General features: G+C 59.6%; 7 protein-coding genes. All 7 read right to left on the bottom strand.

Annotated elements, in window-relative coordinates; translation table 11 throughout:
• Window positions 1–40 precede the first annotated feature (40 nt).
• The 7 genes from CA51_RS08955 to CA51_RS08985 all read right to left on the bottom strand — a co-directional run bounded on the left by CA51_RS08955 (window position 41) and on the right by CA51_RS08985 (window position 12,734).
• On the bottom strand, window positions 41–1,081 hold the full coding sequence (locus CA51_RS08955; protein WP_145119778.1) for a hypothetical protein: 1,041 nt from the start codon (window positions 1,079–1,081) through the stop codon (window positions 41–43).
• A 107-nt stretch (window positions 1,082–1,188) separates the two neighbouring features.
• Window positions 1,189–3,102, bottom strand: coding sequence for a hypothetical protein (locus tag CA51_RS08960; RefSeq protein WP_231746082.1), 1,914 nt, complete (start codon window positions 3,100–3,102; stop codon window positions 1,189–1,191).
• Between the two features lie 96 nt (window positions 3,103–3,198).
• Window positions 3,199–5,541: a polyketide synthase gene (locus CA51_RS08965; RefSeq protein ID WP_145119780.1), complete on the bottom strand. Its 2,343-nt coding sequence runs from the start codon at window positions 5,539–5,541 to the stop codon at window positions 3,199–3,201.
• Between the two features lie 77 nt (window positions 5,542–5,618).
• The gene (locus CA51_RS08970) at window positions 5,619–8,354 is read right to left on the bottom strand and encodes a vWA domain-containing protein (protein ID WP_145119782.1); all 2,736 of its coding nucleotides are present in this window, start codon (window positions 8,352–8,354) and stop codon (window positions 5,619–5,621) included.
• A complete protein-coding gene (locus tag CA51_RS08975; protein ID WP_145119784.1) occupies window positions 8,351–10,663 on the bottom strand; it encodes a BatA domain-containing protein in 2,313 nt (770 codons plus the stop codon). Before CA51_RS08975 ends, CA51_RS08970 begins: the two co-directional genes overlap by 4 nt.
• Window positions 10,664–10,804: 141 nt before the next feature.
• Window positions 10,805–11,710, bottom strand: coding sequence for a DUF58 domain-containing protein (locus CA51_RS08980; RefSeq protein WP_231746083.1), 906 nt, complete (start codon window positions 11,708–11,710; stop codon window positions 10,805–10,807).
• Entirely contained in the window at window positions 11,679–12,734 is a 1,056-nt protein-coding gene (locus CA51_RS08985) for an AAA family ATPase (protein WP_145119786.1), read from the bottom strand. Before CA51_RS08985 ends, CA51_RS08980 begins: the two co-directional genes overlap by 32 nt.
• Window positions 12,735–12,819: the final 85 nt, after the last annotated feature.

Below are 12,819 nucleotides of genomic sequence, written 5' to 3' on the forward strand. Positions count from 1 at the left end.
TCGACGCAAGAGACGTTCGCGGCGCGTGAGTCTTGGGTCGTCACCGCTTTTCCGTCGCAAGTTTCCTGAAATAAGCTTCGATCGCTTCGCGGTAATGCGTCGGCAGATCCTGGCTGATCTTTTGCAACGCCTCTTGCCGCTGCGCCGGGGGAAGATTGCCCCAACCGTCGCGATCGCCAAGCTTCTTGCGGTCGACGTCGCCGGGGCCGCTGCCGCCAGCGATCTGACTGTCCTCCATCGGCTTGGATTGCGAGCCACCCTGACCGCCGCTTTGAGCTTGCTGCATCTGCTGTTGTTGCTGCTTCTGCTGCTCTTCCATCTTCTCGATCATCTGGTCCAGCTTGTCGATGATCTGTTGTTCGCGCTCGACGACCGGATCGCCAGCACGGCCTAGGTCCAATCGCCGCGAGACATCGTTCATCAGCCGAGCGATCTCGTCCAAGGAGTCTTCTTTGAGCGGTTGGATGTCGGCTAGCATAAGTTCGGCGGTCCGAGCGAACCGCTGAGGAATCTCCGCTTTACGTTGCAGTAGCGCCGATAGGTCGTCGATGGCTTCGTCTTTTTTAAGCAAGGCGTGATAGCAGGCACCGCGGTAGAACAGCAGTTCCGCAGGGGCGACGACGTCGATCGGTTCCAACGATTGCAGCAACGGAATCGCTTCGTCGAACAACCGCACGCGGACCAAGGCGCGGCCGGCCCACAGGCGCGCCTGATCCCGGACCGTGGGGACAAACGCCAAAAACGGATCGTCGCCGATCGAGCTGGGGGACTGTTCGATCTGTTGCAGCTTTTCCGCCAGTTTAGGCAGCGCGACAACGCTGGCTCGGATAAACGCATCCAGCGGGTCGGCTTGGCCAGCTTGCATCAACTGTCCCAACGACCCCATCGCCGCTTCGATCTTCGTCGCGTCGAGCCCCTGTTCGGTCAGCCCCAGTTGCATCGCTTCGGTCACTCGAGCGTCGTCGGCCATCGCCCATTCGGCTTCCTGTTGCAGCGAATCATCGGCTGCAAATGCTAGCGAAACAGACGATGACGTCCAGGCAACCAGCAGTGCGGCGACGTGGGTAGCGATGCGTTTCATCGGACGATCCATATTTGAGAGTTCGACAGCAGACCAGTTCAGCATAGCACAAACCAGACGACTGATTCGTTGGGCGTGCGGTGCTGGGGGCGGAGCGTTTGCTGCGTTTAACGATTCTTTTTCAGCACGATATCACGCGTCACGCGATACAGCCTCAGTTGGCGTTGGGATAGTTCGTCGACCAATTCCCCCAGTTCCGCGGGCAATTCCGGCGTCCCATCGGGCAGCATGTTGGCGTAGCGTTCGGTTGTCGTTTTGATTCGCATTTCCAGCGTCCGGATCAATTTCAGTTCGGCGATCGGTTGGACCAATGGCGATTCACCCGGCTGCCCTTGCTGCGGTTGTCCCGGCGGTTTCGGTTTGTTTTTCTTTTCTTCCTGTTCCCGCTGCGCTTGTTGCAACGCTGCGATCATCTCTTCGATCGCCGCCAGGATGTCCTCTTCCAAGCCTTGTGTGATCGGACCGATCTTCGATTCGGTCAACCGCTCGCTAACCCGCTGCATGTCGCCGCGCATCTGTTGAACGACTTCGGGAAAGGCGACGCTGGAACCTTCTTCTTTTAAGACCAACAGCGCCCGATCGGCTTCCAGAATGATCTTTTTCTCTTCGAAAGCCAGGTTGCCGGCGCGGATGTCGACCGATCGATCGCGGATCTCTGCGGGGATCTCATCGAGTTCCTTGGTCCGTTCGTAGACTTCGCTCTGCATTTCGGCCATCTTGCGGAACCTCGCTTCCAGCCGCGCCAGTTCACGCTCCTTCTCCTCTTCCCGCAATTGCCGCAGGATTCGATCGAGATCTTCGATCGCTTGTCGCAGCAGTTGTTCCGCTTCACGCTGCTTCTCGATCGCACCGTCGCGCTTCGCATCCTCCAGCTGCTGTTCGGCTTCTCGCATCTTCTGCTGAGCCTGATCCAGTCGCTTGGCTGCGGAGTCTTGTGGCGTCTGTGGTTGTTCTTGTTGTTCGTCCTGCTGCTGTTGCTGCTGCTGCGAATCCTGACCCTGTTGTCCCTGCTGGGGTTGGCCTTGTTGCGGCTGTCCCTGTTGAGGTTTGCCACCTTCGGACGGCTTCTGCTCGCCGCCCGGTTTGGATTCACTGTCGGACTTTGGATCGCCTGACGATTCCTTCGATTGATCCGACGGTTTGCCATCGGACGGCTTCGAATCCTCTTTAGGGTTTGAATCGTCAGTCGGCTTCTTGTCGTCGCCAGAGGGTTCCTTCTCTTCGCCAGTCGGCTTTTGATCGTCGGACTTGGATTCCCCGTCTGACTTCTGACCCTCGGAAGGCTTCGGTTTTCCAGACGATTCCTCAGAACCCTCCCCTTCGCTTGGCATCGATTGTTGATCGGAATCCTTCGATTTGCCCGATTCCCCTTCTTGCGATTGCTCGTCCGACTGCGGATCCTGCGACGGATCGGAGCCCTCTTCCTCGCCGCTCAGCTCTTCGCTTAACGCTTTGGTCTTCTCGGCGATCTCGCCCTGTTCATCTTTGAGTTCTTCGGTGTCGACGCCGTTTTCGGTCCGCGCTCGCGTCGCGGTCTGCTGGCGCAAGCGGCGCTCGATATCCTGTTTGATCCGTTTGATGCGGTCCTTTTCCTCGCGAATCCGTTCCTGGCGATCCTCGGTCAACAGCAGCTTCAACAGGCCGGCGAGGTTCTGGCTGGCGGAGGATTGGTTTTCGATCGCCAGTTGGAATTGCTTGCGATCCAGAGCTTGGGAGGCTTCTTCGAGCTGCTTGAGCACAAACGTTTCGCTCGATTGTCGAGCCGCTCGTCGCAGTAGCGCCGCCCGTTCGGGATGGGTGCTCGCTTCGACATCGGCCAGCCGGATCAGCAGCTCTTCCAAACGCTTGTAGTTCTCGGCGACCTGCGTCTGTCGCTGTTGGATGTTGGGGCCCGTGGCCGCCGGCTGAGCCGCCGCCGGAGCGGCATCATCCTGAGCCGAAAGGGAAGCGGGAGCGTGCCAATGCAGTCCCAGCGAAAGGATCGCGGCGAGGGACAACGTTCGGAGAAAAGATAGTTTCATTTGGCTTTTGATCCCGCAAACTGGAACAGGTGACGGCGGTTCAATGATTCTACGTCGCCGCGGTCGTTATCCCGCGCCCGACGAAGACCAAATCGCCTACTGTGGCTTGAACAGATCCAACACGCGGCGTTTCTGTTCATCCTTCGTTTCATCGATCAAGCGGTTCTGCCGGTCGATCAAGTCGCGGACGATATCCAAGATCTCATTGTAGCTTTCCAAGTCTAACATGCTGTCAAGGATTGCCGTCAATCGCAACAGAACTTCTTCAGCCGCGTCGACCGATTGCACTGCCAAATCCGGTCCGTTGTCGGGATCGCGGGCGACGCGGCTCAGTTGATCGATCAGATCGCGCAGCGACTTCAATTCCCCGCCGACCACGTTTTCCAGCGGTTGCTGTACCTGGCTAGTAATCCGCTGGCGTCGGTCGACCGAATCGACGCGATTGTTTTCCATCTCGAGAATGATATCGCCCAACGCGGCGGCGATGCCGGTCAGTTCTTCACTGGTTTTGTTGGCTTGTAGCGACGATTGCTGAATCCGCAGGACCCGCAATTGCTCGGCTCGCAACGTTTCCTCGCCCTCATCTTGAGCGGCCGACGTCGCCGAATCGACAGCTTGCCAGTCATCGCCGGAGATCGTTTTTAAGACGTCCCGCAGTTGACGGATCTCGTCGATCGATTGTTCTAATCTCGCTCGCAGCCCCAATTCGCGGCGCTCGAGTCGGCCCAGCAGCTCCTCGGGCGAAACGACATCCAAACCATACAGGTCGCTTTGCGTGACGTGCCGATCAGCCAAGCTGTAGCGATCGGTCGCTTCGGCAAACATATTTAAACGCTCGCCGGGAGCCATCGACTTCATCATGTCGTCGGCCACCAGAGCTCGCAGGTCGACTTGGCCTTCAAACGATCCGTCTCGCTGCGGTTGGATGTCTCGCAGTACCGGTTGAGTGTTTTGTTGTGAAGCGGGCGCCAGAGCGATCTCGGTGCGACTGAGTTCATAGTCGTCTTTCACGGTTCCCACAAAGGGGAGCTTCGCGACCGGAGTGATCGCCGAACCGATGCCGACAAGATTCAGCGAGACCTCTGGCGGTTGATCGTTGACGACACCCAGGAAGAAGCGAAACGGAGCGCCAGCGCTGATCTGCTGGCGATCGACAGGCAGCAACAGCAGAGTTTGGTCCTCGGAAAAATCGGGCAGCGACAGCGAGAAGCTCATTCCATCGTCGGCCACCTTCGCCGATTGGACCTCTCCATCGCCGTCGACCGATCGCAACATCACGTCGACTCGCGACAACGGTTTGCTGCTGTTGCCGATGACTTTTAAATCGGAACCCTCGCGGATTCGCAGCCCCGGTGCGTAATTGACGACCAGGTCAGCGGCGTCGGAAGTGTTTTGCGGATCGCGGAGGTATTCGGGATAGCGACACTGAATCTCCAGCTGTGCGACCGCTGGCGGATCGACGACGACGACCTCAAAATCGCTCAACCGGTCGTCCAAGCCGCGGACTGTGAAGCGAACATCTTCGGCCAGTCCATCCAGCGGCGGCCCATCGAGCGAAAACTCTTGGTACCCGTTTCGCTGACCACCGACGCGGCGCATGTTCGCTTGGCCGCGCTGTCCCGATGCGGTTTCGTAGTGCACGGTGCACAGTTCGGGGACGACGCGATCTTCGGCCATCGCGCGGACTCGCAAGGTGGCCGAACCACCGCGAGCCAGTCGCAGGCTGCGATCTTCAAATGTCAGCAGCTTGATTTCTGGCGGCGCCGACGAATCGGGATCGGCAAACGTTACGATCGGGACTTCGACCCCAACCATCTCCAGCTTGGCTTTCCGCGGCCAGGGATCGTCGCTCAAGGTCAGCAGCCGGGAGATCGCGTGCGAGGCGATCGAAGGAGTTGCTAGAGCGAATACGATTACGGCTAACAGCATCACTCCCGCCGCGATCGCTTTGTGGATCAGCGGTCGCCATTGGAAGACCCGGTTGATCTCCAATTCGTCGCTCATCTGAGCGGCTTCGCGGCGAACGTGTTCGTACAGCGGACGCGAGTGGGCGTCGAGATTCGATTCGGCGCGAACCAATTGAACGCTGGTCATCAAGCGTTCGCCCAGTTCGGGATGTTGGCGTTCCAGCAACAACGCGAGACTCTCATCGGGCAGTTTGGCCGACAAGCGTTCGCCTAACAAACGTATCGCCAACACCACGAGCACGACAAACAAGGCGACCAGCAACAGGATCCGAGCCGACCGCGGCATCTCCAATCCGCCCAGCAGGATCGGACCGTAATCCAACAGCAGCCCGCCCCAGAAGGCGGCTCCGATGGCGACCAACGCCGTCAGCACAAAGTCGGCGACAATGTACTTGCGCACCATCGATCGCAGCCGCCCCAGGACAGCTTGCAATTGAGGATGAATCGATGATGAGTGATTTGGTTCAGGCATGGGGCGGTTGTTTACGTGGATCGTTCCATTTTCAAAGGGATCTTGCGGCGGCGGGATCACCGCGCCGCAGCGGTCGGCTAGGCCAAACGATTAAGTCTCCGCAGCAGCCATTCCAACGTCAGCGCCCCGCCGATCAGCCACATCAGGCTGGCGTTGCGGCGGCGGTGGAAGTCGCGGTCGGGCGTGCCAGGCAGGATCGTCGTCTGCGGTCGCGGTTCGATCGCAGCGACAATGTCCAAGGGATTGCGAATCGCCGATTGCGGCCCCTCGCTTCCCGATCCTTCGGCGAACAGTCCGCCGGTCGCAGAGGCCAGCGCCATCAAGGGTTCATCGCCACGCTGAGGCCTTTCGAGTTCCAGCGTCGGCAGCAGGATCTGCACCGGTTGGCGAAGTATCTGTTCATCCAACGCATCGCCCAACAGCAACTGCAATTCGAAGCTGCCCGATTGGCGAGCGACAAACTGCCCGCCGTAAGTCCCCGGCCGCGGCTGGCCCTCCAACGGTCGCAGGACTACCTCCTGCTTGGCACCCGATGGCGAGACGAGTTCGGCGGTGACGCGCGGTTCGGTCAACGGACGGTATTGAGCATCGGTCAGGACCGCGCGAACAGCGATCGTTTCGCCAACCATCGCTCGCGGCTTGTCGACTAATAAAACGCCACGCGTCGAATCTCGCAGCAACCGTCCCTCGGTCGCCCACCGAATCAGTTTGGTGTAATAGGTTTCAAAGTAGGCGTCGCTGACAGCTCGCAATCGCCACATCTCGCCGCTGCCTTGGAAGAAGACGCGGCCCGAGCCGTAGAACTGAGAGGCGAGGTAGATTGGAAATCGCGAATCGACGGAGGTCGTCGGGTCGGAGAAATAAGCCAGCACCTTGGCTCCCGGTTTGGGATCTTTGACGCCGACGAAATCGTAGATGCCGCTGAACTCTTTCCAGACGTCGGCGCTATCGGCCGGGTTGTCGGTCAGCGAAAGGAACTCGGTCCGTTGGCCATCGGGAGTGAACTGCAGCGGCCAGGGAGTTGTGCCACCCACGCGGCCACTGTCGATGATCGGTCCGCGGCCCGTCAGGCTGACCGGGAAAAATCCTTTCACGGTTGTCGCCCGCACGTCGCCTCGCAAGCGACTCCATTCGGGCAGATGAACCGGGCCAGCGACCAGGATCAAACCGCCCGACATGTCGGATAACCAACGTTCCAAGAGTTCGATCTGAGCGGGTTCGAAGGCCATCCAGTCGGGATCAAACGCGACGATCGCATCGTATTCAAACAACTGTTCCGCCGACGATGGCAGGTCGGTCAGAATCTCGCTCGCCTCTTGACTCATCCCCTCCTGCCCCGTCTGCAACAGCACGTCGACCGACACCTCGCGATCTCGATGCAACAGGTTGCGAACGAACCGGTATTCACGTGTCGGTCCGCCGGCGATCAACAGTACGCGGACCTTTCTCGCGACGACTTCGTATCGCGCGTCGCGTTGGTTGTCTTCGGGACTCTGATCTCCCGAAGCGCCCCGCACGCGGACGGCGATCTTGCGGGTACCGATCGACGGCGGGGCGAGGTCGAATCGCAAACCTGTCAACTTGCCGTCTTCATCCAACAGAACCGTCTTCGATTCGATAATCTCGCTCGGCTCCGCTTCGCCATCGGGGCCCTCAAGGATTTCCAGGTCGACCTTTTTCCCCATCATCCCGCTGGCCTGCAAGACGACCGAAAGGGCAAACTTATCTCCCGGATAAACGCGTCGCGGCAGATCGAGGTCGACGATCCGAACGTTCACCGGTGGTTTGGGCGATCCAAATCCGATTGGGTAGACCGGCACGCCATCGCGAGCGGCGAAGGCGGCAGCGTCGTCGATCGGGATGCCGGCGTTGTTCTGCCCGTCGGTCATCAATAGGATCCCGGCCAAGGTCGATGGATCGTGGCGACCCAGGACGCCGCGGACCGCGTCGCCGATCCGGCTGCTGGAGCCCGATGCGATCAGCGTATTCCGCCAGTCTTTTGTTTGTTCGGGTTCCGCAGATTGAGTCTCCTCGGTCGTTTCGGTGACTTCGACAGGTGGTGCCGCAAAGCCGAGCAGCTGTCGGAACGAGAGCGACGTCTCGACGCTCCAGACCGATGTCAGCAAGACGGTTCCGAGCAGCAGGCTGATCGTGCTGGCGAGGATCATCCCGCTGGCCCATCGCCAGTGCATTAGCGGCGCGATCGCCGAAGCGAGCAGCGCCAGCAGGCCGAAGCCGAGCACCACTGCACCCACAAGTGCGATCCGCACAATCGATGACTGGCGAGTCGGCGACGGATCAGCAGCCTTAGGCTGAACGTCGGTCGATGAACTCGCTTTGGCGATCGACGCCAATTCGCGAATCTCCGCCGAATCATCAAATCCATAGACCGCAACACGATGTTCCTCCGCAACCGAATCCAACCATGGCGTCTCCTGCAACAGGTTGGCAACCGCTGCGATTCGAGCCGGCGAATCGGGAGCCTGGTCGGCTGGCAGCGACATGCTTTGGCTGGTGTCGATCAACACGACAGCTTCCGATGGACGCGTGACTTGTTGTTGGGCGCGGCGTTCGAAGTTCAAGAAGAAGAACATCAGGGCGACCATCGCGGACAACCGCAGGATCAGCAGAGCCAGCCCCGTGGCTCGCGGCAGTTCGGCGGTGTCGCGGCGGTAGAGTTTGGCGATCGCAAACAACAGCGCGATGCTGCCGACAACGATAGCCGCCCAGGTCCACCATCCGGTCAGCGAGATCAATCGCTCGAATTGGTAGACGATCTGTTGAGTTGCGTTTTCGCTTGTGGGCTCGTTCATGCCTTGGCCCTCAACGGTGGATGGTAACTGCCGAAATAACCGAGTACCTGTTCGCCGACCATCATCGCAGCCAGCAGAGCCAACAGGATTCCGGTTCGGCCGCCACTCTCGGATTCGCTGGCGCTTGCCATCTGACCGGCATCAAAAAAGGTGACCATTGTCGGACGCAGCGCTCGATCGATTTCCGATCGGGGGGCGCGACACAGGTCTCCTTCGCCGTCGGCGATCACCGACGCGACGGGCCGAACTTCGCGGGATCCGTCTAAACGGGTCAGCCACCATTCGAAGATCCCCGGCTGCAACAGCGTCGCCACGTCGATCGAACCATCGATCGCCGCAGCGGCTGGTGAAACTTCCAGTTCCAAATCTTGGTTCTCCGCGTCGGGTTCGGCTTGCAGTTGAATCGACAACCGCGGCGGTGCGTCGGCGGCGGCGATCAAATCGACGCTGCGTCCGTACGATTCGTTTCGCATCCGCAACGCCAGCGGTTCGATCACGTTCCGCGAGGTCGCAGGATTGGCGGTCGACCACAAAAATGCATTGGTTCGCAGCAGAAAGACGACAAACGTTGGGTCGCCTGTCCAGTTAGTCCAGTTGTTGCCGAGGTCGGTTAAGACTGTCACGACGCGTCCCTTGCCAAGCCGATGTTCGACGGCAAACGGGAGATCGTCGCGGCGGCGAATCACCGTCCGCACGCCCAATGCGAGATCGCGATCGGTTTCCAATCCCAGCGATCGCACGACGCGGACCAAGCCCAACGCGCCTTCGCCAGCAGCAGCCAGTGGCGCGATGATTGGATGCGATCCGTCGGGCAACAGGTCGGGCGTTTCGCTTCCGCTAGGCAGCGGCAGATCTTTGGCAGCGTTTAAGGTTCCCGGCAGCAGCCCCGGATACTTTTCGATCAAGCGGTTGTAATTTTCGCGATCGGTGGCGTCGCCCAAGAACAAGGCCAATCCGCCGCCAGCGGTCACGTATTCGTTTAACATCCGCGCGACGGAATCTTCGATGCGGTGCAGGTTCAATAGGTACAGCACGCGGTATTGAGCCAGTTCCTCGCTGCGGACCGAGTTCAGAAAGCTGACCGGCCGAATCTCGGGAATCGCTCCGGTGCGAACCTGGCCGCCCGGATTCAAAACGCTGGCTACAAAATAGGCACCGCTCCCCTCGGCATCGCCATCGACGATCAGCACTTTCTGCTGGTCGATCAAGGGCAGCGTGCAGGTCCGCGTGTTGTCAGCCGTCACGATATCTTCGGGGATCGAAACGGTCAGCCCGTGGGTTCCCGGTTCGGCGACGTAGACCTGGAACTGCTTCGTAACCTGTTTGCCCGGTTCGATCTTTTCGAAAACCATCGCAGGCAACGCAGTCGTTGGGCCCGAGTAGAGTTGGTCGGTTCGCGGCGCTGCGACTTCGCGGCCATATCGAATCAGCTTCGCATCCAACGTTACATTGGTTGCCGTTTCGGTTCCGTAGTTGCGAACCGTCGCTTCGACCATCACCGGCACTCCGGCGACCCAGACGTCTTCGACCGGCTGCAGCTGCGTCAGAGCGAGGTTCGCCGCGGGAGTGGTGGCACAGTCGACCATCCGGATCTCGGTCCCCGATTTGCTGAGTTCTTGCAAGCTGGCGTTGATCCGTTCGGGGCTCTCCCAGTCGTGCTGCCGCAGATCGCTCAACACGTACAAGATCGTTCGATCGGCGGAGGTCGCTTCGGCCAGGCCGGCGGCTAATTCGACAGCTTGCCCCATTCCGCCGGCTAGCGAACTGGGAGAGGTTGCCATCAAGCGATCCAAGGCACGGTTTTCGGCGCCAACGGTTTGAGCGCTGAGGTCGGCGGCGGCGTCGCCCGCTTTGGATCCCGCGCCGACAACTAATTCCGCGCGGCTGGTCCGGATGACCGTTAATTGATGTGTGCCATCGGCGATTGCTAGCCGCTCACCGAGCGCTTGCAGAGCGCTCAATGCGCGGCGATAGGCCGACCCGCCACCACTTTGATCGGACATCGATAAGCTGTCATCCAGCAGCACGATGTGGTGATTGGTCTGACCGCCAAGGGCGTCCAGCCATCCGGCGCGCCCGGCCCATCCAGCCAGCATCGCCACGAGCACCGCGACGACAGCGGTTCGCATCAACAGCAGCAGCAGTTGCCGCAGCCAGATCCATTTACGTTGCTTGCGGTAGCTGGCCAACAGGAAATCCATCGCGGCCCACTGTCGACGTCGTTGGCGCAAGACGTTGATCAGATGGACCAGAAACGGCACCGCCAGCAACGCAAAGCCAATCGTTAGCGTGGGGAACAGGAACTGCATATGGAATGAACGTTAAAAGGCGAGTTGGGAAGATCCGAGGATCAATGTCGGGGCGATTCAAGTCGTTGCGTTAGCATGGTGTCGGTGGTTTGCCGTCGTGGTGCCAGCGAAGGTCCAGTCAACAGGCGGCCGCGTGTGCGATCATCCTTTTAAAGTCGGCATGTTCGATCGAGCGCTGAGGAACTTGGCCAACACCGCATCCAACGGTTGATTGGTGCGAACCAGTTCGTATTCGATGCTCAACCGGGCGCACGCGCGGCGGGTGTTCTCGAGGAACGCGTTTAAGGCTTCGAGATAACCTTCGCGGAGGGCGCGGGGATTACAGTTCAGGAACTGTTCGCTTTCGAGCCCCTCAAAACGTGTAGCTCCCGAAAACGGAAACTCCATTTCTTCGTCGTGCAGCGTTTGGAAGACGATCACATCGTGGCCTCGCTTGCGCAACAGGCTGAGCGATTTGACCAACGAATCGCCTACTCCTAAGAGATCGCTGATCAACACGATCACGCCGCGGCGGGGGACCGATTCAGCGACTTCGCGGACGATCGAAAACAGATCGGTCGTGCTGTTTTGCGACGCGCCGTCGAGGGCATCGAGGATCCGCGCCAACTGATATCGGCTGGTCCGTGGAGCCAGATTTCGGCGGATCTTGTCGTCGAAAGTGATCAGCCCGGTGGCGTCCTGTTGGCGATTTGCCAGAAAGGCCAGACTGGCGGCGATCGACGAGGCGTATTCGAATTTGTTTTCCTCGCCACTGCCGTAGTTCATGCTGGCCGATGAATCGACCAACAAGTGCATCCGGAAATTGGTTTCCTCTTCGTACTGCTTGATGTGCAGACGATCCTGCCGCCCCCACACCTTCCAATCGATGTGGCGGATATCGTCACCGGCGACATACTGCCGGTGTTGCAGGAATTCGATCGATTGGCCGAAGTAGGGGCTGCGGTGCATGCCCGACAGGAACCCTTCGACGACGCGTCGCGCCTTGAGTTCCAGGCGAGCGACGCGACGAGCGGCTTCAGGACGCAAAAATCTTTTTGAATCGGGCATCGCGCGACAGCTCGTCTTCGTTTTCTGGAGTAACAGCCAAGATCCGAGCGACCACATCGTCGCTGGTGACGCCTTCGCTCTCTGCAGCGAAGTTGACGACCATTCGATGCCGCAGCACCGCCGGGGCCAGTGCTTGAATGTCCGACGGTTGGACGTGGAAGCGACCTTCGAGCAGCGCTCGGGCTTTGCCCCCCAGGATCAGGTTCTGAACCGCTCGCGGGCCAGCACCCCAACCGACCAAATCGTTGACGAAGTCGGGGACACCTTCGCTGCCAACACGCGTCTGGCGAACGATCGACAATGCGTATCGCACGACGTGGTCGCTGACCGGTACCTGTCGAACCAGTTGTTGCAGGCGAACGATCTCCTCGGCTTTCAAAACCGGTTGGACATCGTCCACGCTGGCGCCGGTGGTTCGACGTGCTACCTCAAACTCTTCATCGAAGTTCGGGTATTCGACGTAGACCTTAAACATGAACCGATCCTGTTGCGCTTCGGGCAGCGGATAGGTCCCCTCTTGTTCGATCGGGTTTTGCGTCGCCAGAACAAAAAACGGATCGGCCATCGGGTGGCGTTGTCCGCTGACCGTGACCTGGCGTTCCTGCATCGCTTCGAGCAGAGCGGCTTGCGTTTTTGGCGGCGTCCGGTTGATCTCGTCGGCGAGGACCAAGTTGGCGAACAACGGGCCGGGCATAAACCGCATCTGGCGGTGTCCCGACGCGCGGTCCTCTTCGATGATCTCGGTTCCGGTCACATCGGCTGGCATCAGGTCGGGGGTGAACTGGATCCGGTTGAACGACAGGTCCAGGCACCGCGCAAGCGTGCTGATCATCAACGTCTTGGCTAACCCGGGGACGCCTTCGAGCATGCAATGCCCTCGGCTGAACAGGCTGATCATCAATTGATCGATCACGTTTTGCTGGCCGACGATCACCTTGCCAAGCTGTTCGCGAACACGATTGCGGGCTTCGTGCAATCGTTGCGCGTCTTGTTCGGTGAACTCAGGAGGCGCCTGTGTGCTCATCCAGATCCTTTCGAGTCTCTATAAGTAAAAAGTCGGAACCCGCGGTCGGCGGGGCCAACGTTCGTTTAATCGATCAACATTTGCT

The organism is Rosistilla oblonga, from assembly GCF_007751715.1.
Lineage (GTDB): Bacteria > Planctomycetota > Planctomycetia > Pirellulales > Pirellulaceae > Rosistilla > Rosistilla oblonga.